Source organism: Nocardioides sediminis (genome assembly GCF_003047295.1).
GTDB lineage: Bacteria > Actinomycetota > Actinomycetes > Propionibacteriales > Nocardioidaceae > Nocardioides > Nocardioides sediminis.
This window is the reverse complement of record NZ_PZYZ01000005.1, coordinates 1-23,491: the sequence shown is the minus strand read 5'-3', so window position 1 is coordinate 23,491 and position 23,491 is coordinate 1. Positions and strand designations below refer to the sequence as shown.

20 protein-coding genes are annotated in these 23,491 nt (G+C 73.1%); 14 read left to right on the top strand and 6 right to left on the bottom strand.

Translation table 11 applies throughout. The annotated features are described in order from the left end of the window. Nucleotide 1 precedes the first annotated feature (1 nt). Nucleotides 2-526, bottom strand: coding sequence for a type 1 glutamine amidotransferase domain-containing protein (locus tag DAI17_RS12460; protein ID WP_107773419.1), 525 nt, complete (start codon nt 524-526; stop codon nt 2-4). Between the two features lie 104 nt (nt 527-630). Here DAI17_RS12460 and npdG point away from each other — a divergent pair, with 104 nt between their 5' ends. The 3 genes from npdG to DAI17_RS12445 are packed head-to-tail and all read left to right on the top strand — an operon-like array spanning nt 631 to nt 3,328. Then, the gene (gene npdG, locus DAI17_RS12455) at nt 631-1,317 is read left to right on the top strand and encodes an NADPH-dependent F420 reductase (protein ID WP_107773417.1); all 687 of its coding nucleotides are present in this window, start codon (nt 631-633) and stop codon (nt 1,315-1,317) included. A 47-nt stretch (nt 1,318-1,364) separates the two neighbouring features. Then, nucleotides 1,365-2,702, top strand: coding sequence for an MFS transporter (locus DAI17_RS12450; RefSeq protein WP_159081512.1), 1,338 nt, complete (start codon nt 1,365-1,367; stop codon nt 2,700-2,702). A 20-nt stretch (nt 2,703-2,722) separates the two neighbouring features. Further along, complete coding sequence (locus tag DAI17_RS12445; protein ID WP_107773413.1) at nt 2,723-3,328, top strand: rhomboid family intramembrane serine protease; 606 nt, start codon at nt 2,723-2,725, stop codon at nt 3,326-3,328. Nucleotides 3,329-3,353: 25 nt separating this feature from the next. Here DAI17_RS12445 and DAI17_RS12440 read toward each other — a convergent pair whose 3' ends face one another. Beyond that, nucleotides 3,354-4,514 (bottom strand): acyl-CoA dehydrogenase family protein, encoded by a 1,161-nt coding sequence (locus DAI17_RS12440; RefSeq protein ID WP_107773411.1) that lies wholly within the window; start codon nt 4,512-4,514, stop codon nt 3,354-3,356. A 168-nt stretch (nt 4,515-4,682) separates the two neighbouring features. Here DAI17_RS12440 and DAI17_RS12435 point away from each other — a divergent pair, with 168 nt between their 5' ends. The 6 genes from DAI17_RS12435 (at nt 4,683) to DAI17_RS12410 (ending at nt 11,822) form a co-directional block, all read left to right on the top strand. Continuing rightward, the gene (locus DAI17_RS12435; protein WP_107773409.1) at nt 4,683-5,318 is read left to right on the top strand and encodes a hypothetical protein; all 636 of its coding nucleotides are present in this window, start codon (nt 4,683-4,685) and stop codon (nt 5,316-5,318) included. Nucleotides 5,319-5,437: 119 nt separating this feature from the next. Beyond that, nucleotides 5,438-8,596, top strand: coding sequence for a reprolysin-like metallopeptidase (locus tag DAI17_RS12430; RefSeq protein WP_107773407.1), 3,159 nt, complete (start codon nt 5,438-5,440; stop codon nt 8,594-8,596). Nucleotides 8,597-8,647: 51 nt separating this feature from the next. Continuing rightward, a complete protein-coding gene (locus DAI17_RS12425; protein WP_107773405.1) occupies nt 8,648-9,430 on the top strand; it encodes an ABC transporter ATP-binding protein in 783 nt (260 codons plus the stop codon). After that, nucleotides 9,427-10,212 (top strand): ABC transporter permease, encoded by a 786-nt coding sequence (locus tag DAI17_RS12420; RefSeq protein WP_107773403.1) that lies wholly within the window; start codon nt 9,427-9,429, stop codon nt 10,210-10,212. Before DAI17_RS12425 ends, DAI17_RS12420 begins: the two co-directional genes overlap by 4 nt. Nucleotides 10,213-10,232: 20 nt before the next feature. Further along, complete coding sequence (locus DAI17_RS12415) at nt 10,233-11,015, top strand: MerR family transcriptional regulator (protein ID WP_107773803.1); 783 nt, start codon at nt 10,233-10,235, stop codon at nt 11,013-11,015. Between the two features lie 69 nt (nt 11,016-11,084). Beyond that, complete coding sequence (locus tag DAI17_RS12410) at nt 11,085-11,822, top strand: hypothetical protein (RefSeq protein WP_159081511.1); 738 nt, start codon at nt 11,085-11,087, stop codon at nt 11,820-11,822. A 99-nt stretch (nt 11,823-11,921) separates the two neighbouring features. Here the strand turns inward: DAI17_RS12410 and DAI17_RS12405 are convergent, their stop codons facing one another. After that, nucleotides 11,922-12,596, bottom strand: coding sequence for a hypothetical protein (locus DAI17_RS12405; RefSeq protein WP_107773399.1), 675 nt, complete (start codon nt 12,594-12,596; stop codon nt 11,922-11,924). Between the two features lie 28 nt (nt 12,597-12,624). Continuing rightward, entirely contained in the window at nt 12,625-14,514 is a 1,890-nt protein-coding gene (gene typA, locus DAI17_RS12400; protein WP_107773397.1) for a translational GTPase TypA, read from the bottom strand. A 171-nt stretch (nt 14,515-14,685) separates the two neighbouring features. Here typA and DAI17_RS12395 point away from each other — a divergent pair, with 171 nt between their 5' ends. Continuing rightward, entirely contained in the window at nt 14,686-16,029 is a 1,344-nt protein-coding gene (locus tag DAI17_RS12395) for a protealysin inhibitor emfourin (protein ID WP_107773395.1), read from the top strand. A gap of 365 nt (nt 16,030-16,394) precedes the next feature. Here DAI17_RS12395 and DAI17_RS12390 read toward each other — a convergent pair whose 3' ends face one another. After that, a complete protein-coding gene (locus DAI17_RS12390; protein ID WP_107773393.1) occupies nt 16,395-17,084 on the bottom strand; it encodes an aspartate/glutamate racemase family protein in 690 nt (229 codons plus the stop codon). Nucleotides 17,085-17,157: 73 nt separating this feature from the next. After that, nucleotides 17,158-17,928 carry an SDR family NAD(P)-dependent oxidoreductase gene (locus DAI17_RS12385; RefSeq protein ID WP_107773391.1) on the bottom strand — a complete coding sequence of 257 codons (771 nt, stop codon included), beginning with the start codon at nt 17,926-17,928 and terminating at the stop codon, nt 17,158-17,160. A gap of 25 nt (nt 17,929-17,953) precedes the next feature. Between DAI17_RS12385 and DAI17_RS12380 the strand changes: the two genes are divergently transcribed. The 4 genes from DAI17_RS12380 (at nt 17,954) to DAI17_RS12365 (ending at nt 23,297) form a co-directional block, all read left to right on the top strand. Next, nucleotides 17,954-18,847 (top strand): ribonuclease HI family protein, encoded by an 894-nt coding sequence (locus tag DAI17_RS12380; RefSeq protein ID WP_199905124.1) that lies wholly within the window; start codon nt 17,954-17,956, stop codon nt 18,845-18,847. 46 nt (nt 18,848-18,893) lie between these two features. Next, entirely contained in the window at nt 18,894-21,440 is a 2,547-nt protein-coding gene (locus DAI17_RS12375; protein WP_107773387.1) for an AMP-binding protein, read from the top strand. Between the two features lie 67 nt (nt 21,441-21,507). Then, nucleotides 21,508-22,770 (top strand): D-inositol-3-phosphate glycosyltransferase, encoded by a 1,263-nt coding sequence (mshA, locus tag DAI17_RS12370; protein WP_407669733.1) that lies wholly within the window; start codon nt 21,508-21,510, stop codon nt 22,768-22,770. Beyond that, nucleotides 22,767-23,297: a type III secretion system chaperone family protein gene (locus tag DAI17_RS12365; RefSeq protein ID WP_107773385.1), complete on the top strand. Its 531-nt coding sequence runs from the start codon at nt 22,767-22,769 to the stop codon at nt 23,295-23,297. Before mshA ends, DAI17_RS12365 begins: the two co-directional genes overlap by 4 nt. Nucleotides 23,298-23,491: the final 194 nt, after the last annotated feature.

The window sequence follows — 23,491 nt, the reverse complement described above, 5'->3', positions numbered from 1 at the left end:
ATCAGCCGAGGGCGGCGAGGACCGCCTTGTTGAACGCCGGCAGGTCGTCGGGGTTGCGGGAGGTGATGAGGTTGCCGTCCTCGACGACCTCCTCGTCGACCCAGTCGCCGCCGGCGTTGCGGATGTCGGTCTGCAGGCTCGGCCACGACGTGACCCGCTTGCCGGACAGGACGCCGGCCTCGACCAGGGTCCACGGGGCGTGGCAGATCGCGGCAACGGGCTTGCCCGAGGCGACGAACGCCTTGATGAACGACACGGCACCCTCGTCCATCCGCAGGGCGTCGGGGTTGGCGACGCCGCCGGGGAGCACGAGCGCGTCGTAGTCGTCGACGGAGGCGTCGCCGACCGCCTTGTCGACGGAGCGGGTCTCGGCCTTGTCGAGGTGGTTGAAGAGCTGGACCTCGCCGGAGTCCGGGGACAGCAGCTCGGCCGTGTGGCCGGCGCCGGTCACGGCGTCCCATGGCTCGGTGAGCTCCACTGCCTCGATGCCCTCGGACGCGGTCAGGAATGCGATTCGCTTGGTCATCCCCCCACGGTGTCTCGCACGACGGCGCCGGACAACCCCTGACCCACCTGGGGGTGGGGTGGACGCGCGGCGGCCCGTCGGGGCGCGGACGCTAGCCTCGCCGCGTGACCGAGACCGCGCTCCCCGCCCCCCGCATCGCCGACCAGACCATCGCCGTGCTCGGCGGCACCGGCCCGCAGGGGCGCGGGCTGGCGCGCCGGTTCGCCGCGGCCGGGCTCACGGTCGTGCTCGGCAGCCGCACCGCCGAGCGCGCGGAGGCCGCCGCCGCGCTGGTCTCCGAGGCGACCGGCAAGCCCGTGGCGGGGGCGAGCAACGCCGACGCGGCGGCCGCGGGCGACGTCGTGCTGGTCGTCGTACCGTGGGAGGGGCACCGCGAGCTGCTCGAGTCGCTGCGGGAGCCGCTGGCCGGCAAGGTCGTCGTCGACTGCGTCAACCCGCTGGGCTTCGACAAGCAGGGGCCCTTCGCGCTGCAGGTGGAGGAGGGGTCGGCCACCCAGCAGGCCGCCGCGATCCTCACCGGGTCCCGCGTCGTCGGGGCCTTCCACAACGTCTCCGCCGTGCTGCTCGAGGACCCCGCCGTCGAGCGCGTCGAGACCGACGTGCTCGTCCTCGGCGACGACCGCGAGGCCACCACGCTGGTCCAGGAGCTGGCCGACACCGTCCCCGGCATGCGCGGGCTGTACGGCGGACGGTTGCGCAACGCGCACCAGGTCGAGGCCCTCACGGCCAACCTGATCGCGATCAACCGGCGCTACAAGTGCCACGCGGGGCTGCGCGTCACCGACGTCTGAGGGCCGTCGCAGGAATGGCACGGCGCCGGCGGGTGTTGCGACCGGACGTGGTGCAGACAGAGACGACCCGCGCGCCGGTCCCCTCCGACGCCAAGCGGGTCTCGCTCCTGCTCGGCCTCCTCTTCGGCCTCGCCGGCATGGGCTCCTCCTCGGCGGCGGTCGCGCTGCCGCTGATGGCCCCCGACCTCGGCGTCAGCGTCGGGTCCGCGGCCTGGAGCATCAGCCTCTACGTGCTCATGCTGGCCGTCACCACGGCGGTCTACGGCCGGGTCAGCGACCTGGTCGGCGTACGCCTGCCGCTCGTCTTCGGCGTCACCCTGATGACCGTCGGCGCCGTCGCCGCCGCGCTCGCGCCGACCTTCGAGGTGCTGCTCGTGGCCCGGCTGTTCCAGGGCGCCGGGGCCGCGGCCGTGCCGACGCTCGGCGTCGCGGCTCTCAGCGCGAGGTACGACGGCTCGGTGCGTGGGCTCGCGCTCGGCCGGCTGGCCGGCATGGCCGCCGCCATCAGCTGCCTCGGGCCCCTCGCGGGCGGGTTGGTGGAGCACGCACTCGGGTGGCGCGCGGTGATGGCGCTGCCGATCCTCGGCGTGGCCGTGCTGCCGTTCCTCTGGCGCGCGCTCGCCGGGGGCGGCACCGGCGCCCGGCTCGACGTCCTCGGCGCGGTGCTGGTCGCCATCACCTCGGGTGGGCTCGTGCTGCTCGTGCAGTCGCCGACGAGCGGGCTCGCGATCGCCACGGCGGGGGCGCTGATGGTGCTGCTGGGTGCCCCGCTGGTCGCGCTCCGGGTGCGGCACCGCCCGCACGGCTTCCTGCCGGTGGCGGTCATCCGCAACGGCCGGGTCGTCCGCTCGGCGCTCGCCGCCGCGTCGGTGCCGGCCTCGTGGTTCGCCCTGCTGGTCGGCGTACCCGCCGTCCTCGTCCACGCCGGGTGGGAGCCGTGGGAGGTCGGGTTGCTGCTCGTGCCCAGCGCCGTCGTCGCGCTGCTCGTGCCCCGGTTCGCCGGGCCGCTGCTGGAGCGGATCGGCGGGTCGTGGTCGCTCGCGGTCAGCGGCGTGGTGGCGGCCCTGACGATGCTCCTCGCCGCGCTCGGCACCTCGCTCGTCGCACCCGTCCCGGTCGGCGTCGCGGTCGCGCTGGCGACCATCTCCTTCGGGCTCGGCCAGCCCGCGCTGACCGCCCTGGTCGGCGACGCCGTGCACGCCGACGTCCGCGGTGTCGCGCTCGGGATCGCCACCCTGCTCTTCCTCGTCGGCGGGAGCGTCGGCTCGGCGGTCGTTGCCGGGCTCGGCGAGGTCATCGGGATCCCGGGCAGCCTGGCCGCGCTCGCCGTCCTCCCGGTCCTCGGGCTCGTCGCGCTGCTGCCGGACCTGCGGCGCGCGACCTGACGCCTCGTACGCTCGATGGCATGACGCAGTCCGCCCTCACCCGCACCGGCCCCTCCTGGGCGCAGGCCGGGGTCTGGAGCGCGGGGTTCGTGGCGGTGCTGTGGGTCGCGGAGATCGTCGACACCCTGCTGGGCAACCGCCTCGACGCCGAGGGGATCCGGCCCGGCAACCCCGACGGGCTGAGCGGCATCGCGTTCGCGCCGCTGCTGCACGGCGGGTTCGGGCACCTCGTCGCCAACAGCGTCCCGCTGCTGGTGCTCGGCTTCCTGATCCTGCTCTCCGGCGTCGCCCGCTGGGTCGCCGTCACCACGCTCGTGTGGGTCGTTGCCGGCGTCGGCACGTGGCTCTTCGGCGGCATCGGCACCGTGCACATCGGCGCGTCCGGCCTGGTCTTCGGGTGGCTGACCTATCTCATCGTGCGCGGCTTCGTCACCCGGCGGCCCGGGCAGATCGCCGTCGGGTTCGTCGTGCTGATGATGTACGGCGGGGCCCTGTGGGGCGTGCTCCCCGGCCAGCCCGGCGTCTCGTGGCAGGGCCACCTCTTCGGTGCCGTCGGCGGGGTGCTGGCGGCCTGGTGGCTCTCCGGTGGCCGGCGGGACGAGCGCGTCGACCGCTACCGGGTCTGAGCGGCGTACGACGTTCGGCGACGGGTCAGCGGATCGTGCCGTCGTTGTCCTTGGCCAGCGACCGCGAGATCACCATCCGCTGGATCTGGTTGGTGCCCTCGAAGATCTGCATCACCTTGGCCTCGCGCATGTAGCGCTCGACCGGGAAGTCGCGGGTGTAGCCGTAGCCGCCGAGCACCTGGACGGCGTCGGTGGTGACCTTCATGGCGTTGTCGGTGGCGACCATCTTGGCGATCGACGCCTCCCGGGAGAACGGCCGGCCGGCGTCGCGGAGGCGGGCGGCGTGCAGCGTGGTGGCGCGGGCCGACTGGATCGCCGCCTCCATGTCGGCCAGCACGAAGGCCAGCCCCTGGTGCTCGATGATCGGCTTGCCGAAGGTCTCGCGCTCCCGGGCGTAGGCCACGGCGGCGTCGAGGGCGCCCTGGGCGAGGCCGGTGGCCACGGCGGCGATGCCGAGGCGACCGGAGTCCAGCCCGGCCAGCGCGATCCTCAGGCCCTCGCCCTCCTCGCCGAGCCGGCGCTCGACCGGCACCCGGACGTCGTCGAAGCGCATCGTCGCCGTCGCCGAGCCGGTGAGCCCCATCTTGCGCTCGGGCGGGTCGGCGACGAGTCCTGCCGAGTCGGCAGGGACCAGGAAGCAGGAGATCCCGTTGCGGTCGTCGGAGGTGCGGGCCATCACCTTGTAGAAGTCGGCGTGGCCGCCGTGCGTGGTCCAGGCCTTGGCGCCGTTGAGGACGTACTCGTCGCCGTCGCGGCGCGCCGTCGTACGCATCGCCGCCGGGTCGGAGCCCGCGTGCGCCTCTGAGAGGCAGTAGGCCCCGAGCAGGTCGCCGCCGAGCATGTCGGGCAGCCACTGCGCCTTCTGCTCCTCGGTGCCGAAGGCGTGCAGCCCGAAGCAGGAGAGGGCGTGCACCGACACACCGACTCCGACCGAGGACCACACCGCGGCGATCTCCTCCAGCACCTGCAGGTAGACCTCGTAGGGCTGCCCGCCACCGCCCTCCTCCTCGGGGTAGGGGAGGCCCAGCAGCCCGGCCTGCCCCAGCATCGCGAAGACGTCGCGGGGGAAGGTCTCGGTGGCCTCCGCCTCGGCGGAGCGCGGCGCCAGCTCGCGGGTCGCGATCTCGCGAGTGAGGGCGAGGAGGTCCCGTGCCTCCTCCGTGGGCAGCACGCGGCTGGCGGTCATGCGGTGGTCCTCCGGGGTGTGGTCGACGACGTGGGTGGTCGTGCGAGCGGTCAGGTGCGAGCCGTGACGGTGGTCACGATGCCGATCACCCTAGGGGCCGTAGTCCCTCCGGGCCATTTGGGCGTCACCCCCCACGCCGCGACCCCGCCGACCCCTACCTTGCGCACCATGGGTGACCACTGGCTGCCGTACTCGGCGGCGGCTCTGGCGAGCGGCGCGGTCGCCCTCGTGGTCGGCACCCTCGGCCTCCCGATGTCCTCCGACGACGCCGCCCTGCTGCAGAGCGCCCAGCTCGAGGAGGGTCGCTGGCTGCTGGCGGCGGCGGCCTTCCTCTTCTGCTCCGTCGGCCTGGGGATGGGGCTCCCGACGTTCCTGTTCGTGATGCCGCTGCGCGGCCGGCGCTTCGGCTACCTCGGCACGGCGGCGCTCGGCCTGGCCACCATGTCGATCGCCGCGTACGCCGCCCTCCTCGTGTTCTTCCAGGCGCTCGTCGTCGAGGGGGTCATCGGCGCGGACGAGGTGGCCGGGATCGGCGACGACCGCGGGGTGCTGGGCTTCTCGCTCCTCCTGGTCGGCAGCTTCTACGCCGGCGAGGCACTGCTGGCCGTGGGTCTGCTCCGCGCGCGCAGCGTCCCGCGGTGGGTCCCGGCGCTGCTCGGGCTGCACGTGGCGATGCTGCCGTTCACGGGCGCCGTGCCCGTGCTGGGCAGCATCGGCGCGGTCGTGGTCGGGATCGCGTTCATGGGGGTCGCGGTGCACGCCAACGAGCGTTTCCAGCTCGGTCGGGTCAGCGCGATCGCCTGAGGACCGGAGCCCCCGGGACTCTGGTGCCGGCAGTCGACCCGTGCCTAGAGTGCGAGGTCCACGCCACTCGAGGGGGAGCGTTGCGCACACGGGGAGCACGCCATCTGTCTGTCCTGGTCATGCTGGTCCTGGGAGCGGGGGTGCTGCCGGCGGTGACGACCGCCCCCGCCACGGCTGCCCCCGACGACGGGACCTTCACCACGCTGCGCGGCTTCGAGCCGACCGGCGCCAAGATCCGGGTCGAACCGAGGGAGTACGCCGCGTCCCGCGTCGACCTCGCCGCTCTGCGGGCCGAGCTCCCGGCGGGCGGCGGCACGACGGTCGTCTCGGTCCCCGACCCGGACGGCGACCTGCAGGCCTTCCGCGTGCGTCGTACGCAGGTCATGGAGCCCGGGCTCGCCGCCGCGCACCCCGAGATCGCGACGTACGCCGGTCGCGGGGTCGACGACCCGCTGTCCTCCATCTCCCTGGACATCACGCCGATGGGCTTCCACGCCTTCGTGCGGGCGCCCGGCGCGGGTGCCGACTGGTACGTCGACCCGGCCTACAACCGCCGGGGCACCACCGCGCACCTGAGCTACTTCGGCCGCGACCTGCCCCGGCCGGACAAGCGCCGCGCCGAGGGCGAGATCACCGCGCTGCGCGACACCGTGACCGCCGCCCAGCAGGCCGACCGGGCCGAGGCCGCGCGCGCCGGGGCCGGCCAGCCGGTGCAGCGCCGCTACTTCCGGCTGGCGCTGACCTCCGACCCGACGTACGCGGCGTACTTCGGCACCGACAACGTGCTGGCCGAGAAGGTCACGCTCATCAACCGGGTCAACGAGATCTACAACGACGACCTCGGCGTCGAGCTCCGGCTGGTCAACGAGACCGACCGCCTCAACCTCGACACCTTCGCCAAGGCCACCGGCGCCGACGGCCCGTGCGGCAGCGCGCCGTGCTTCGAGCCGTTCGACGACAACGGGACGCCCGACGACGACAGCGACGACTCCTACGGGGACATCAGCTACTGCGACGTGTCCACCCTGGGCCGGAACCGGACGGTGCTCGGCCAGCTGGTCGGCGCGTCCAACTACGACGTGGGCCACATCGCCCTCGGCGTCAACGGCGGCGGCATCGCCTACCTCGGCGTCATCGGCGGCGACTACAAGGGCGGCGGCTGCACCGGCCTGCCCGAGCCCAAGGGCGACTTCTTCGCCATCGACTACGTCGCCCACGAGATCGGCCACCAGTTCGGCGGCAACCACACGTTCAACGGCGCCCTCGGCGCCTGCGGGGGCAACATCTCCGACGCCTCCGTCGAGCCGGGCTCGGGCTCCTCGGTGATGGCCTACGCCGGCATCTGCGGGCAGGACGACCTCCAGCCCCACACCGATCCCTACTTCTCGTTCCTCACCGTGGACGAGGCGCACGCGACGATGGACCAGGCGCCGTACGGCAACGTCGAGGTGCAGACGGTGTCGCTGCGCGGCTTCGGCGACGCGGGCGACTCGTTCACCCTCTCGCTCGGCGGCGAGACCACCGACCCGATCGTGTTCGGCACCAACTACACGGCGGCCGGCATCGAGGCGGCGCTCGAGGCGATCACCGACCAGCCGGTGTCGATCGCCCAGTGGGGCTACGACCAGTACAACTCCTACACGGTCGACTACGTGCCGCCCGTCGAGCCCGACGCGACCGGCTTCCAGGTGATCTTCAACGACGAGCCGAGCATCGAGGCCGAGGGCGAGGACGTCGAGAGCCTCACGGTGACCGGGACGTCCGGCGACGTCGAGGGCTTCGTCGGCGAGACCGCCAAGGGCGGCCCGTCGCAGGCCCAGGGCTTCCCCCTCGAGAGCGGCAACACCAACCCGACGGTCCAGGCGCCGGCCGACAGGACGCTGCCGATCCGTACGCCGTTCGCCCTGACCGGCTCCGGCTCGGACGCCGACGGCGAGGCGCTGGTCTACCTGTGGGAGCAGACCAACTTCGGCGAGGGCACCCAGCTGGCCGACAACACCAAGGTCCACGGCCCCCTGTTCCGCGTCTTCGGCAACGATGCCGTCGTCACCGACGAGGGCACGCTGACCAGTCCCTCCCCGGGGCTCAACCTCGCCGACGGCAGCCCGACGCGGGTCTTCCCGGACATGGCGCAGGTGCTGGCCGGCAACACCAACGCTGCGACCGGCGACTGCCCGGCGCCGACGACGCCGCTCAACCAGCAGCTGCCCGACCCGTTGCTGGACTGCTACTCCGAGTTCCTCCCCGACACCGACTACCTCGGCAGCCTCGGCGCGGACGACCGGCAGATGGACTTCCGGCTCACCGCCCGCGACCTCTCGACGAACGGTGGCGGGCTCGCCGTCGACGACGTCACGCTCACCGTCGACCCGTCGGCCGGTCCGTTCCGGGTGACCTCGCAGGCGACGCCCGGCAGCACGGTGCAGGGGGGCACGGCCGTGCCGGTCACCTGGGCGGTCAACAACACCCAAGGCCTGGCGCCCACGGTGCGGATCTCGCTGTCGACCGACGGCGGGGCCACCTTCGGGACGGTCCTGGCCGGCAGCACCCCCAACGACGGCTCCGAGACGCTGACCATGCCCAACGTCGCCGCCGGCGACGTGCGCATCAAGGTCGAGGCGGTGGGCAACTACTTCTTCGACGTCAACGACGCCTCCTTCCGGCTCGTGGCCAGCCCGGCGCCCGACACCACCATCACCGCCGGGCCGGACGACGACTCCGTGGTCCTGGACCGGCGGCAGTCGTTCGGCTACGCCTCCACCGCCTCGCCGGCGACCTTCGTCTGCCGGGTCGACGGTGACGCCGTCCCGTGCGGACCGGCGGGCCTGGAGCGCCGATTCAAGGCCGGTACGCACGTCTTCAGCGTGGCGGCCGTCAACGCTGCCGGCATCGCGGACGCCACGCCGGCGACGCGCACCTTCACGGTGCCGCGCGACGACGGCGCCCTCGTCCGCAAGGGCAGCTGGAAGCGGGTCCGGAAGTCGCGGGCCTACGGCGGCGACTTCCTGACGTCCCGCGACCGGGGTGCCCAGCTCATCACCCGGATCCGCGAGGCCACCGAGGTGACGCTGGTCGTCAGCACCCGTCGCAACGCCGGCACCGTCAAGGTCCTCGTCGGCAGGAAGCGGGTCAAGACCATCAGCCTCAAGGGCAAGAACCGGGTCAACCGGTTGCGCACCGTCTCCTTCGACAAGCCGCGCACGGGCAAGCTGCGGATCGTGGTCGGCAAGCGCAAGCCGGTCCGGATCGAGGGCGTCGCGGTGGTCACCGAGCCCTGACCCCGACCGGGGCTTGACCTTGACGCAGGGTCAGGGTCGCAGGCTGCTCGCATGACCACGAGAACCGCCATCGAGATCGCAGGACTCAGCAAGTCCTACGACGACCATCCGGTGCTGCGGGGAGTGGACCTCGCCGTCCCCGCCGGCACCGTCCACGCCCTGCTCGGCTCCAACGGAGCCGGCAAGACCACGGCCGTGCGGATCCTGTCCACGCTGCTTGCCGCCGACGGCGGCACCGCTCGTGTCAACGGGTACGACGTCGCCACCCAGCCCGCGCACGTGCGCGAGTCGATCAGCCTGACCGGGCAGTTCGCCGCGGTCGACGAGATCCTCACCGGCCGGGAGAACCTGGTGCTCGTGGCCCGATTGCGACGGCAGGCCGACGCCGGCGGGATCGCGGACCGGCTGCTCGCGCGCTTCGACCTCGTCGAGGCCGGCGGCCGCCGCGTAGCGACGTACTCCGGAGGCATGCGACGACGCCTCGACATCGCGATGAGCCTGATCGGCGACCCGCCGGTGCTCTTCCTCGACGAGCCGACCACCGGGCTGGACCCGCAGTCGCGGCTCGAGGTCTGGCGCACCGTCCGGGAGCTCGCCGACGGCGGCACCACCGTCCTGCTCACCACCCAGTACCTCGACGAGGCCGAGCAGCTCGCCGACCGGATCGCTGTGCTCCACGAGGGCCGGACCATCGCCGACGGCTCTCTCGCCGAGCTCAAGCGGCTCCTCCCTCCCGCCACGGTCGAGTACGTAGAGAAGCAACCGACGCTCGAGGAGGTCTTCCTCGCGATCGTCGGCCACGACCGCCCCACCGAGATGGGAGAGCCGGCATGACCAGCCAGAACAGCAGCCACACCACTGGACACCTGGCCGGCGACACCCGCGTCCTGCTCGGCCGGTCCCTGCGCCACGTCCTGCGCAGCCCCGACACCATCATCACCACGGCAGTCACCCCGATCGCGATGATGCTGCTGTTCGTCTACGTGTTCGGGAGCGCGATCGAGGTCGGGGACGGCGACTACGTCGACTACCTGCTGCCCGGGATCCTGCTCGTCACCATCGCCTCCGGCATCGCCTACACGGCCTTCCGGCTCTTCACCGACGTGTCTGGAGGCCTCTTCGAGCGCTTCGCCTCGATGCCGATCTCACGCTCGGCGGTGCTGTGGGCACACGTGCTCACGTCGGTGGTGGCCAACCTCGTGTCCGTCGCGCTCGTCGTGCTCGTTGCAGTCGCGATGGGGTTCCGCACGGGTGCGGGTGTGCTGTCCTGGCTCGCCGTGCTCGGGATCCTGGTGCTCTTCACCCTCGCGCTGACCTGGCTGGCGGTCATCCCCGGGCTGACCGCGAGGACCGTGGACGGCGTGAGCGGCTTCTCCTACCCGCTGATCTTCCTGCCGTTCATCAGCTCCGCCTTCGTGCCCACCGAGGGCATGCCCGGCCCGGTGCGCTGGTTCGCGGAGAACCAGCCGGTCACCTCCGTCGTGGACACCCTGCGCAACCTGTTCGCCGAGCAGCCGGTCGGGTCCGACGGCTGGCTGGCCGTGGGCTGGTGCGCGGGGCTGACGGTGGTGGCCTACGCGCTGGCCATGCGGACCTACCGCCGCAAGATCGCCTGAGGCGGCGCCAGACTGTGACCATGCTGACCATCAGCCAGCTCGCGTCGTACGCCGGGGTCACGGTGCGCGCGGTCCGGCACTACCACGCGACCGGGTTGCTGCCCGAGCCCGAGCGCGACCGGTCCGGCTACCGCCGGTACGACGCGGCGGCGGTGGTCGAGCTGGTCCGGATCCGCACCCTGGCCGACGCCGGAGTCCCCCTGTCGCGGGTGCGGGAGCTGCTGGACGCGGGGCCGGAGGAGTTCGCGGCGGCGGTCGAGCAGGTCGACCGACGCCTGCGGGCGGAGATCCGCGAACGGCAGGCCCACCGGGAGCGCATCGCGCGGCTGGCGAGCGGCGACAGCCTCGCCTTGCCGCCGGAGGCGGTCGCCTACCTCGACCGGCTCCGCGTCGTCGGTGTCCCCGAGCCGATGGTCGAGGCCGAGCGCGACGCGTGGATCCTCGTCGCCGCCCAGCTGCCGGACCGGATGCCGTTCTACATGGAGATGAAGGGCCAGCAGCTCGACGACCCGGGCGTCCGGGACCTCTACCGCGACCTCATGGAGATCACCGAGTGGCCCGCCGACGATCCGCGCCTGGGCGGAGTCGCCGACCGCCTGGTGGGCCAGTTCAAGACGGTGCCCGACGAGGCGTGGGACCAGGAAGCGCTGCCGGACGACCTCGCGAGGCTGCTCGACGCGGTCTTCCTCAGCTCCGTGCCCTGTGCGCGCCGGCTCCTCGACCTGCTCGAGGAGCGCGGCTACACCGGGTGGACCAACATCCGTCGCATGGACGCCTGGGGCGGACGGCGCGGAGCCACCTGACGCGGGTGCGGAACCCCCCGGGGTGCTCGGGAGTCGTCATGGCGGCGAACCGCGTGAGGAGGTGCGCGCATGGCCGGGCCGGAGCAGTCCCACGGTGCCGGGAGGGCAGGAGGCCTCTGGCGCGCGCGAGAGGTGGCGGTGGTCGTCGTCGCGGTGGTGCCGGTGGTCGTCGCTGTCGTGGCGTGGGCCGTGGTCGGGACGGAGCCCCCGCGCAGCGCTCAGCGAGTGCCTGGAACCGCGGCGACCTCGACGTCGGTCGAGGCTGCCGCCGCCGTACCGGGGTGGCGGTGGACCGACCCGCCGCGACCGCGGACCCGGCACATGGTGGCTGTGGAGAGCCAGGAGATCGGCAACGCCATCTCGGCCACGCTGGAGGACGGCCTCGATGCGGACGCCGCCTGGGTGGACATCGAGGTGGTGACGGCCACCCGGGACCCGCAGTGGAAGGACAACTGGAGATGGACCCTCGAGCTCGGTGCGGCACCTCCCCGGGCCTCGGCCTCCGACCCGTCGCGCGGCTCGGTCGCCTACGGACTCGCCCTCGACGGTGACGGCGACCTGGAGGCGGACTGCATGATCGGCCTCGACGACGAAGCGCCGGCCCGCGGGGACCATCGCGTGTGGGTGACCGACGTCGGCACCGGGGCCACCGAGGTGCGGGACCACCCGCCGTACGGGTTGCCGGCTGACTTCCTGCATCCCCTTGAGCGCGCGGCGCCATGGGTCTTCGACGAGCCCACGGTGCTCTTCTTGTTCCAGAGCGGCAGAGGGCCGTGCGAGCCGCTCGGCCCGTGGGCATCGTTCTAAGCGTGGGCGTCGGACACCACCGGGCGTGGCACCACGTGGGACTTCGCGCCGGACGACGCCTGGCTGCCCCTGCCGTGACGGAGGAGGCGGCGTGGTCGGTCAGCCGGCCGGTGGCCGCGCCCGCTCCGCGAGCCGGACCGCCGCGTGCTGCACGAGCGGCAGCTCCTCGGGGTCGCGCGCGGCCTCGTGCGGCACGGCGCCGCCGAGCAGCGCGGCGGGCGTGGTGAGCCAGGCCCACGTACGCCACGGGTCCTCGCCCGACGCCAGCAGCGGCTCGAGGACGCCCAGCAGCTCGGTCCGCACCTGTCCGTCCTCGTCGAGCTGGAAGGCCGGGACGAGGGTGCGGCCCTCGTGCTGGACCAGCAGGACGCTGCGCCGCTCGGCGGCCTTGTGCAGCGCGAACCGGGCGGCGTTCTCCGAGGTCCCGCGCAGGCGGCCGACCCCCGCGTAGTCCAGCCACCCGCCGTCCAGCAGCGCCGCCCGCACGCGGGTCTCGCGGCGCAGCCGCACCAGGGCGATCGGCACGGCGTGGGCGGGGTCCTCGCCCTCGGAGCGCAGGAGGCGGTCGAGCTCCTCGAGCCGCTCGGCGGCGAGCGGCTCGCCCGTCGCGGGGTCGTGCCAGAGGACGGCGCCGTCGGCGTCGCGCTCGAACGTCGGCAGGCCGGCGGCTCCGAGCTGGTCGGCGAGGCCGAGGTCCTCCAGCCACGCGGCCAGGCGTCCGGCGAGGTCGCCGGACGCCCGGTCGGGTCGCGAGCCCTCGGGAGCGTCGCTCACCGCGTCAGCCTCCCTCGCCCGCGACGGACTACTTGCTGGCCTTGCGGGCCCGCGAGGCGATCTTGGCGCGCTCGTTCTGGTCGAGGATGACCTTGCGGATGCGCACCATCTCGGGCGTGACCTCGACGCACTCGTCCTCGCGGCAGAACTCCAGGCACTGCTCGAGCGAGAGCTTCTTCGGCGGGATCAGCTTCTCGAAGTTGTCGGAGGTGGCGGACCGGATGTTGGTCTGCTGCTTCTCCTTGGTGATGTTGACGTCCATGTCGTCGGCGCGGGAGTTCTCGCCGACGATCATGCCCTCGTAGACCTCGGTGGTCGGCTCGACGAACAGCACGCCGCGCTCCTGCAGCGACGTCATGGCGTACGCCGTCGCGGCACCCTTGCGGTCGGCGACCAGCGAGCCGTTGTTGCGCGAGCGGATCTCGCCTGCCCACGGCTCGTAGCCCTCGGAGATGTGGTGGGCGATACCCGTGCCTCGGGTGTCGGTGAGGAACTCGGTGCGGAAGCCGATGAGGCCGCGGGCCGGGACGATGAACTCCATGCGGACCCAGCCGGTGCCGTGGTTGGTCATCTGCTCCATGCGGCCCTTGCGGGTGGCGAGCAGCTCGGTGATGGTGCCGAGGTACTCCTCGGGCGCGTCGATGGTGAGGCGCTCGAAGGGCTCGTGGACCTTGCCGTCGATCTCGCGCGTGACGACCTGCGGCTTGCCGACGGTGAGCTCGAAGCCCTCGCGGCGCATCTGCTCGACGAGGATGGCCAGCGCCAGCTCGCCGCGGCCCTGGACCTCCCACGCGTCGGGGCGCTCGGTGGGGAGCACGCGCAGCGACACGTTGCCGATGAGCTCGGCGTCGAGGCGGTCCTTGACGAGGCGCGCGGTGACCTTGGCGCCCTTGACCCGGCCGACGAGCGGCGAGGTGTTGGTGCCGATGGTCATCGAGATCGCGGGCTCGTCGACGTGGATGAGCGGGAGCGCGATCGGGTTGTCGGGGTCGGCCAGCGTCTCGCCGATGGTGATCTCCGGGATGCCCGCGATGGCCACGATGTCGCCGGGGCCGGCGGACTCGCCGGGCTTGCGCTCGAGTCCCTCGGTGATGAGCAGCTCGGTGATCCGGACGTTCTTGACGGCGCCGTCGCGCTGCATCCAGGCCACGGTCTGGCCCTTCTTGAGGGTGCCCTGGTGGATGCGCAGGAGGGCGAGGCGACCGAGGAACGGCGAGGAGTCGAGGTTGGTGACGTGGGCCTGGAGCGGCGCGCCCTCGTCGTACTCCGGGGCGGGGATGGTCTCGAGGATCGTCTTGAACAGCGGCTCGAGGTCGGAGCCCTCGGGCAGCGTGCCGTTCTCGGGAGCGGTGAGCGCGGCGATGCCGGCCTTGCCGCTGGCGTAGACGACCGGGAAGTCGAGCGCGTCCTGGCTGTGCGAGTCGTCGAGCAGGTCCATGAAGAGCTCGTAGGTCTCGTCGACGACCTCGGCGATGCGGGCGTCGCCACGGTCGGTCTTGTTGACGACCAGGATCACCGGCATGTCGGCGTTGAGCGCCTTGCGGAGCACGAAGCGGGTCTGGGGGAGCGGGCCCTCGGAGGCGTCGACGAGCAGCACGATGCCGTCGACCATGGACAGGCCGCGCTCGACCTCGCCGCCGAAGTCGGCGTGGCCGGGGGTGTCGATGATGTTGATCGTCATCGGCTTGCCCTCGGCGGCGGCACCGGCGTAGTGGATCGCGGTGTTCTTCGCGAGGATCGTGATGCCCTTCTCGCGCTCGAGGTCGCCGGAGTCCATGACCCGGTCGGCCACGCCCTCGGCCTGGTGCTCGGTGAAGGCGCCGCCCTGGCGGAGCATGGCGTCGACGAGCGTGGTCTTGCCGTGGTCGACGTGGGCGACGATCGCCACGTTGCGGAGGTCGGAACGCTTCTGGGGCATGGAAGTACGACGTCGCTTTCGCTGGGGTTTGTCGGAGCGCGAGGTCTGCAGCGCCCGTGACCCGGAGGCGGGCCGCCGTCGAGTCTAGTGGCGCCGGGCCGTGCGCCCGATTCGGCGACGCCGTGAGCCGAGACCCTTCCGGGTGTCGGTCCCGTGGGGTAGGCCTGTCCCATGACCTCTTCTCGGGAGACCACCTGCACCTTCGTCCCGCCCTACGTGCTCGAGCGGCTGGGGGCCTCCGACGCGCTGGTGGCCGACGCCGCCTTCCGGGCCCGCCGTGAGCAGGCGGCCGCCGTGCGGACCGCGCGCCCGGAGGCCGGGGCGGCACCGGGCGAGCCGGCCTGGACGGTGCACACCGCGGGCAACCGGGAGGTGCTGCCGGGCGAGCCGGTGCGGACGCCGGGCACGCCCGAGTCCGGCGACGCCGCCGTCGACGAGGCCGCGGCGGGCATCACCGCCACCCTGGAGATGTTCGAGCAGGGCCTCGGCCGCACGTCGTACGATGACGCGGGCGCCATGGTGAGCATCACCGTCCACTACGGCCGCGACTACGACAACGCCTTCTGGGACGGCACCCAGCTGGTCTTCGGCGACGGTGACCGGGAGGTCTTCGAGCGGTTCACCCGGCCGGTCGACGTGCTGGCCCACGAGTTCGCCCACGCGGTCACCGAGCACACCGCCGCGCTGGTCTACCGCGGCCAGCCAGGCGCCCTCAACGAGTCGGTCTCCGACGTCTTCGCGATCTGCCTCAAGCAGCGCCTGCTGGGCCAGGACGCCGCGACCGGGAGCTGGCTGATCGGCGAGGAGCTCTTCACCCCGGCGGTGCGCGCGCGGGCACTCCGCGACATGGCCGCGCCGGGGACGGCGTACGACGACCCCCGGCTGGGGCGGGACCCGCAGCCGGACCACATGGATCGCTACGTCGAGACGAGCGAGGACAACGGCGGCGTGCACATCAACTCCGGCATCCCCAACCGCGCCTTCCACCTCGCCGCCGTGGCGATCGGCGGCAGCTCGCTCGAGGGTGCCGGGCGCATCTGGTACGCCGCGCTGACCGGCGGGCAGGTCGCCGCCACCGCCGACTTCGCGGACTTCGCCGCGGCCACCGTCGCGGCTGCGGGGGAGCACGCCGTGGCCGTGCGAGAGGCGTGGGGCCAGGTGGGGGTGTCCGTCGGTGCGGCCGTTCCTGCGGCACCGTCGGTCGAGCCGGCGCTCACCGAGTCTCCCGCGGCCGAGCCTCCCGTGGCCGCGGGGCACGTGGTGCGGGTGCGCCGGACGGGCGGTTTCGCCGGACGCACCTCAGAGGGCGCGGTCGACCTGACGGGCGACGACCCTCGGGCGGCCGCCGTCGCCGACCTCGTCGGTCGGGTGGACCTGCGCCGCGTCGCGCCGCGCACGCCGATGCCGGACATGTTCACCTACCGGTTCGAGATCGACGGGTCGTCCGCCGAGGTGTGCGAGCCGCTGCCCTCGGACCTCGCCGAGCTGGCGCGGCTGGTGCTCGAGGAGCGCTGACCGGGCGCTTTCGTGCCGCTGGATAGCGCCGACCGGGCACTTCCGTGCCGCTGGATGGCGCCGACCGGGCGCTTCCGTGCCGCTGACCAGGGCCCTCCTGGCCGCCGACGGCACGACGCGTCGGCCCCCAGTCGACGCAAACACAAGATGGCGGCCCCTCTGGTCCGCCCGCTGGACCTGTCAGGCCGCCATCTCGGACGCGCCGCACGGACTGTGTGGTTTTGGTGCCACAGGCTGACACCGAAACCACACTCAACGCCCGGGTGGCTTCCTGCACCTTCAATGGCACGAAACCGCCCGGTCGGCGGTCGCGAGTGCCAGGAAGCGCCCGGTCGGCGGTCGCAAAGTGTCAGGAAGGGGGGAGGTCAGGCCAGCGCGCGGTCCAGCGCGGCCTGCACGTGCAGCGTCGTGCAGGGGAAGACCGGCAGCTCGGTGTCGGCCTGCTTGATGAGCAGCTCGAGCTCGGTGCAGCCGAGCAGCACCCCGCCCGCGCCGGCGTCCCACAGCTCGTCGATCAGCGCGACCACGCGGCGCCGGGTGCGGTCGACGATGCGGCCGTGGACGAGCTCGCCGTAGATCGCGCTGTTGAGCCACTCGTGGTGCTGGGCGTCCGGGACGATGACCTCGGGGCCGCCCTCGGCGATCCGGCCGATGAAGAACGGGTCGTTCATCGCCACCGTGGTGCCGATGAAGGCGACCTTGTCCATGCCGGCCGCCGTGCAGGCGTCGGACACGACGTCGGCCAGGTGCAGCAGCGGGATGTCGACCGCGGCGGCCACCTGGTCGGCGACCTTGTGGAACGTCGTGGTGCACAACATCAGGAAGTCGGCGCCGGCCCGCTCGACGCCGACGGCGGCGTCGGCGAGCAGGGTGCCGATCTGGTCCCACTTCTCGTCGTCCTCGAGGTGGGTCACCTCGGCGAAGTCGACGGTGCTGAGCACCAGCTTGGGGGAGGAGAGCCCGCCGAGGCGCTGCTGCACCCCCAGGTTGAGGTCGCGGTAGTACACCAGGCTGGATTCCCAGCTCATGCCGCCGATGAGTCCGATGGTCTGCACGGGTGCAGTCTGGCACGCCGGGCGGACCGCCGCCGGGGCCGACGGACCCGTGGACCGGGCGCGTCGTCCGAGGTCAGCGGACCCGGTGGACCTTGTGCTGGGCGGCCTGCGCGCGTGGCTTGATGACGAGCTCGTCGATGTTGACGTGGGCGGGCCGGGTCGCGACCCAGGCGATCGCGTCGGCGACGTCCTCGGCGACCAGCGGGTCGGGCACGCCGGCGTACACCGCGTCGGCCGCGGCCTGGTCGCCGCCGAAGCGGACCAGCGAGAACTCCTCGGTGTGCACCATGCCCGGCGCGACCTCGCTGATGCGGATGGGCTCGCCGACGAGCTCGAGGCGCAGCGTCTGGGTCACCGCCCGGGTGGCGTGCTTGGCGGCGGTGTAGCCGCCCCCCTTCTCGTAGGTCACCCGGCCCGCCGTGGAGCCGACGTTGATGACGATCCCGTCGCCGCTGGCGCGCAGGGCGGGGAGCAGCGCCTGGGTGACTCGCATCAGGCCGAGCACGTTGACGTCGTACATCGCCCGCCACTGCTCGACGTCGGCGGACTCGACCGGGTCGGAGCCGAAGGCACCGCCCGCGTTGTTGACCAGCACGTGCAGCTCGTCCCCGACGGCCTCGGCCAGCGCGGCCACCGAGGCGTCGTCGGTGACGTCGCAGGCCACGGCGCGGCCGCCGATCTCGGCGGCGAGGGCCTCGATGCGGTCGGTACGACGGGCGGCGCACACGACGTGGAAGCCGGCGGCGGCCAGGGCCCGCGCGGTGGCGGCGCCGATGCCGCTGGACGCTCCGGTGACGACGGCGGTGCGCGACGGCTGGTCGGTCGAGCGGGGGGTCTCGGTCATGGCGCCATGATGCAGGATGAGCGCCGTGATCATCGCGGCAGCAGACGGTTCGGCCCTCGGCAACCCCGGCCCGGCAGGGTGGGCCTGGTACGTCGACGACGGCTGCTGGGCCTCCGGCGGCTGGGCCCGGGGCACCAACAACATGGGCGAGCTGATGGCGGTCCTGGACCTGCTCCAGCAGACCGCGCACGTGGACGACGAGCTGCACGTCTACTGCGACAGCACCTACGTCATCAACACCATCACCAAGTGGATGGCGGGCTGGAAGCGCAAGGGCTGGAAGAAGGGCGACGGCAAGCCCGTCATGAACCTCGAGCTCATCCAGGCCCTCGACGCCGCGATGCAGGGCCGCCGGGTGAAGTTCGAGTGGGTCAAGGGCCACTCCGGACACGTCCTCAACGAGGCCGCCGACCGGCGCGCCAACGCCGCCGCGGCGGCGTACCAGGCCGGGGACGTGCCCGACCCGGGCCCTGGCTTCGCCGGCGCCTCGGACCGCAGCGTCCCGCAGTCCGGCCCCACGGTGGTCGAGGAGGAGCCCGACCTCTTCAGCGACCTCGACGAGGCGAGCCACGGGCCCGCGCTCTCCGACGAGGAGCAGGTGATCGCCCTCGAGCGCTCCCTGCTGACCGACGAGGTGCGCTCCGACCGCGGCGCGATGGCCGCCGCGCTCCACCCCGACTGGGAGGAGATCGGCCAGTCCGGACGACTGTGGACGCGGGAGGAGTTCCTCGCCGAGATGGGGCCGATCGGCACGGAGACCAGCCTCGACGTCGTGTCGGCCGAGCGGCTCTCCCCGGACTCGATCCTGCTGCTGTGGCGCAGCATCACCGACGACGGCAGCGTGCTGCGCAGCTCGCTGTGGGTGCGGACCCCGCGGGGCTGGCAGCAGCGTTTCCACCAGGGCACCCGTGAGGCGTGACCCACACCAACTGGCGTAGGTAAGGCTTACCTTCTATCTTCGTGGGGTGACCACCGCTCCGGAGGTGCGCCCGACCCTGGCGCCCCTGATCGCCCACCTCGCCTCGTTCGGCGAGCGCCGGGCCCTGGTCACCGCCGAGGAGACCGTCACGTACGCCGACCTGGCCCGCCGCGTCGAGCGGGCAGCGGCGGCGTTCGCGGGGGCCCGGCGGCTGGTGCTGGTCACGCCGGGCAACGACGTCGACTCCGTCGTGGAGTACGTCGCCGCGCTGGCCGCCGACCAGGCCGTCCTGGTCAGCTCCCCGGCGGCCGCACCGGGGCTGGCCGAGGCCTACGCCCCCGACGTCGTCGTCGGCCGAGACGGTCCCGAGCCGCGCTCGGAAGGGTCCCGGCACGACCTGCACCCCGACCTCGCACTGCTGCTGTCGACCAGCGGGTCCACGGGCTCGCCCAAGCTCGTGCGCCTCGCCCGTGACGGCGTGCTCGCCAACGCCGCGGGGATCGCCGAGACCCTGGGCATCCGCGACACCGACCTCGCGGCCACCACCCTGCCACTGCACTACTGCTACGGCCTGTCGGTGCTCCACAGCCACCTGCTGCGTGGCGCGGGGGTGCTGCTCACCGAGCTGTCCGTGGTCGACGAGTGCTTCTGGGACCTGGTCCGCGAGCACGGCGTGACCACCATCCCCGGGGTGCCGCACACCTTCGAGCTGCTCGAGCGCGCCGGCTTCGCCGACCGCGACGTGCCGTCCGTGCGGGCGCTCACCCAGGCCGGCGGCCGGATGGACCCCACCCGCGTCCGGGCCTTCGCCGAGCTCGGCCAGCGTCGCGGGTTCGACCTCTTCGTGATGTACGGCGCCACCGAGGCCACCGCCCGGATGAGCGTCCTGCCGCCCGACCTGGCCCCGGTCGCGCCGGGGTCGATCGGCCGGCCACTGCCCGGCACGTCGTTCGAGCTCGCGCCGGTCGACCACGCCGAGCCGGGCGTCGGCGAGCTGGTCTTCTCCGGACCCAACGTGATGATGGGGTACGCCGAGTCGCCGGCGGAGCTCGCCGCCGGCCGGACCGTGGAGGTCCTGCGCACCGGCGACCTCGGACGGCAGCGGTCCGACGGGCTGTGGGAGGTCGTCGGCCGCATCAGCCGCACCGCCAAGGTCTGCGGCCTGCGCATCGACCTCGACCGCGTCGAGCGCTCGCTGGCCCTCTCCGGCACGGTCGCGGCCGTCGCCGACGCGGGGGACCGGATCGTGGTCGGCGTCGTGGACGGCGCCCGCCCGGTCGACGAGGTCGTCGTGCGCAACGCTGCCGCGGAGGCCGCCGGGATCGCGCCGACCGGTGCGGAGGTCGTGGTGCTGCCCGACCTGCCCCGGCTGGCCAACGGCAAGGTCGACCACCGCGCGCTGGTGGCGCTCGTCCGCGACGCGGACGCCCCGACCCCGGCGCCCGCCACGCCCGACGCGGTGTCGGCGGACTGCGTGGCGGCCCTGCTCGGCAGCCTGCTGGGTCGCCCCGACGCCCGGCCCACCGACTCCTTCGTGACCCTGGGCGGGGACTCCCTGTCCTACGTGGAGGTGTCCCTGCGGCTCGAGGCGCTGCTCGGCCACCTGCCGCAGGGCTGGCCCGCGATGCCTGCGACCGCGCTCGCCGACGCCGTACCGTCCCGGCGCCGTCGCGGCGTGCTGGTCGAGACCAACGTGGTGCTGCGGGCGCTGGCGATCGTGACCATCGTCGGGTCCCACGCCAACCTGTTCACCCTCCTCGGCGGCGCCCACGTCCTGCTGGCGATCGTCGGCTTCAACCTCGGCCGCTTCCAGCTCGGCGACCGCTCCCGGCGGGAGCGGACCCGCGCGATCCTGCGCGGGGTGGCGCGCGTCGTGGTCCCCTCGGTGCTGGTCATCGGGACCGTCGCGGCGTTCTCCCGGGACATCACCTGGAAGCAGGCCCTGCTGCTGACCGCCTTCACCGAGTGGAGCTGGTCGGAACCCCGGTGGAGCTACTGGTTCATCGAGGCGCTGACGCTGGCGGTGCTGGTACTGGCGGGGCTGCTGGCGCTGCCGTTCGTCGACCGGGCCACCCGGCGACACCCGTTCGGCACCCCCGTCGTGCTCACCCTGGTCCTGCTGCCCACCCGCTACGACCTCGTCGGCATGCCGGGCGACCACGTGCACCGCGCCCACGGCGTGCTGTGGCTGCTGACCCTGGGCTGGGCGATGTCGCAGGCCCGGACGACCGGTCAGCGGCTGATCGTCTCCGCGCTGGCCGTGGCGCTGGTGCCCGGCTTCTTCTCCGTGGGCGGGCTCGACCGGCACCTGTACGTCGCCCTGGGGCTGCTCGCCCTGGCCTGGGTCCCGCAGGTGCGCCTGCCGGCCGTCGTCGCGCCCGTCGTCGGCGCGCTCGCCGCCTCGTCGCTGTGGATCTACCTCCTGCACTGGCGCGTCTACCCCCGGTTCGAGGTCGAGTGGCCCCTGCTCGCCACGCTGCTGTCGCTGGCGGTCGGCGTGCTGGCCGCGAGCGTCGTACGACGCACCGGACAGGCCTGGAGGCAGCGCGAGGACCGGGCACGGCACCCGCGCCGGGAATCCCTGACGCCCTGAGCTTGTTGTGCTCGGATGGCGTCCCCTCCGTCGTTCTCCTGGGGCGCCCTGACGAGAGGACGCCTGCGTGGACCGGGTCGCCATGATCAGCCTGCACACCTCCCCGCTGGACCAGCCCGGCACGGGTGACGCGGGGGGCATGAACGTCTACGTCATCGAGCTCTCCCGCCGGCTGGCGCAGCAGGGCATCGCGGTCGACGTCTTCACCCGGGCGACCTCCTCCTCCCTGCCGCCCGTGGTCGAGGTGCCCGGCACCGACGGTGCCGTGCTGGTCCGCCACGTCGCCGCGGGGCCCTTCGAGGGCCTCACCAAGGGCGAGCTGCCCGGCCAGCTGTGCACGTTCGCCCGCGAGGTGCTGCGCACGGAGGCGGCCCACCCGCTCGGCCACTACGACGTCGTGCACTCCCACTACTGGCTCTCGGGCCAGGTCGGGGCGCTCGCCCGCGACCGGTGGCAGGTGCCGCTGGTGCACTCGATGCACACCATGGCCAAGGTCAAGAACGACGCGCTCGCCGAGGGGGACACCCCCGAGCCGGCCGCCCGGCTCATCGGCGAGGAGCAGGTCGTGCAGGCGGCCGACCTGCTGGTCGCCAACACCGACATCGAGGCCAAGCAGCTGGTCAACCTCTACGACGCCGACCCCACGCGCGTCGAGGTGATCCACCCCGGCGTGGACCTCGACGTCTTCCGGCCTCGGGACACCCTCGAGGCCCGCCGTTCGCTCGACCTCCCGGAGGACGCCGCCGTGCTGATGTTCGCCGGCCGCATCCAGCCCCTCAAGGCGCCCGACGTGCTGCTGCGCGCCGTCTCGGTGCTGCTGGACGAGGACCCCTCGCTGCGCTCGCGGCTGGTCGTCCCCGTCGTCGGCGGCCCCTCGGGAAGCGGGCTCGAGCACCCCGAGTCGCTCGCCCAGCTCGCCCACGAGCTCGACCTGGACGGCGTGGTCCGCTTCGTCCCCCCGGTGGCCCAGGACGAGCTGGCCCGCTGGTGCGCCGCGTCGACGGCCGTCGCAGTGCCGTCCTACAACGAGTCCTTCGGGCTCGTCGCCGCCGAGGCCCAGGCGACCGGCACCCCCGTGGTGGCGGCCGCCGTCGGCGGCCTGACGACCGTCGTCGCCGACGGTCGCAGCGGCCTGCTCGTGGACGGCCACGACCCGCGCGACTGGGCGGCCGCGCTGCGCCGGCTCATCGACGACCCCGAGCTCGCCGCGCGCCTCGGACGCGGGGCGGTCGAGCAGGCCCGCGAGTTCTCCTGGGAGCGCACCGCGGAGCGCACGCTGGCGTCGTACCGCGAGGCGCGCACGCTGATGCGTGATGAGATGTCGGTGTGAGTCGTCCCGGGAGTGCCCCTGCCAACACGGCCGACACCGTCCGTGACTACCTCGGGTCCAACGGGATCGACTTCGTCGAGGACCGGCCCGGAGTCTTCTCGCTGACCCTGCCGGGGGAGAAGAAGCTGCAGACCCCCGTCCGCCTCGACGTCGGCGAGCACGCGCTCGGCGTGCACGCCTTCGTGTGCCGCAACCCCGACGAGAACCACGCCCGCGTCTACCGCTGGCTGCTCGAGCGCAACCTGCGGATGTACGCCGTGGCGTTCGCCGTCGACCACTCCGGTGACATCTACCTCGACGCCCGGCTCCCGCTCTCCGCGGTCGACGGCGACGAGCTCGACCGGATCCTCGGGTCGGTGCTGACCAACGCCGACGAGTCGTTCAACGCCCTCCTCGAGCTCGGCTTCGCCAGCTCGATCCGCAAGGAGTGGGAGTGGCGGCTCTCGCGCGGCGAGTCGACCCGCAACCTCGAGGCGTTCCGCGGGTGGCTCGAGGCCGGGACCGACCCCGAGCACCCGGACGCCTGAGGCCCGTCAGCCGTTGCCGGCCGCGCGGGAGTCACCGCTTCAGCGGTGATTCTGGCGCTTGCTGGCCGGGCGTAGTCGATCGGTCGAAGCAACGCTGATTTTTGAGGAGCGTTGCGGATGCCGAAGTGGATCTCGTTTGAGACCGAGGAGGAGTTCTTCAACCTGGTGTGTAGTGGTGCGCCGATCGCACACGC

What these genes read in the sequence shown, in the direction of transcription:
- DAI17_RS12460 (WP_107773419.1), bottom strand. Translation starts at nt 526, where the DNA reads ATGACCAAGCGAATCGCATTCCTGACCGCGTCCGAGGGCATCGAGGCA.
- DAI17_RS12445 (WP_107773413.1), top strand. Translation starts at nt 2,723, where the DNA reads ATGACGCAGTCCGCCCTCACCCGCACCGGCCCCTCCTGGGCGCAGGCC.
- DAI17_RS12440 (WP_107773411.1), bottom strand. Translation starts at nt 4,514, where the DNA reads ATGACCGCCAGCCGCGTGCTGCCCACGGAGGAGGCACGGGACCTCCTC.
- DAI17_RS12435 (WP_107773409.1), top strand. Translation starts at nt 4,683, where the DNA reads ATGGGTGACCACTGGCTGCCGTACTCGGCGGCGGCTCTGGCGAGCGGC.
- DAI17_RS12430 (WP_107773407.1), top strand. Translation starts at nt 5,438, where the DNA reads ATGCTGGTCCTGGGAGCGGGGGTGCTGCCGGCGGTGACGACCGCCCCC.
- DAI17_RS12425 (WP_107773405.1), top strand. Translation starts at nt 8,648, where the DNA reads ATGACCACGAGAACCGCCATCGAGATCGCAGGACTCAGCAAGTCCTAC.
- DAI17_RS12420 (WP_107773403.1), top strand. Translation starts at nt 9,427, where the DNA reads ATGACCAGCCAGAACAGCAGCCACACCACTGGACACCTGGCCGGCGAC.
- DAI17_RS12415 (WP_107773803.1), top strand. Translation starts at nt 10,233, where the DNA reads ATGCTGACCATCAGCCAGCTCGCGTCGTACGCCGGGGTCACGGTGCGC.
- DAI17_RS12410 (WP_159081511.1), top strand. Translation starts at nt 11,085, where the DNA reads ATGGCCGGGCCGGAGCAGTCCCACGGTGCCGGGAGGGCAGGAGGCCTC.
- typA (WP_107773397.1), bottom strand. Translation starts at nt 14,514, where the DNA reads ATGCCCCAGAAGCGTTCCGACCTCCGCAACGTGGCGATCGTCGCCCAC.
- DAI17_RS12395 (WP_107773395.1), top strand. Translation starts at nt 14,686, where the DNA reads ATGACCTCTTCTCGGGAGACCACCTGCACCTTCGTCCCGCCCTACGTG.
- DAI17_RS12385 (WP_107773391.1), bottom strand. Translation starts at nt 17,928, where the DNA reads ATGACCGAGACCCCCCGCTCGACCGACCAGCCGTCGCGCACCGCCGTC.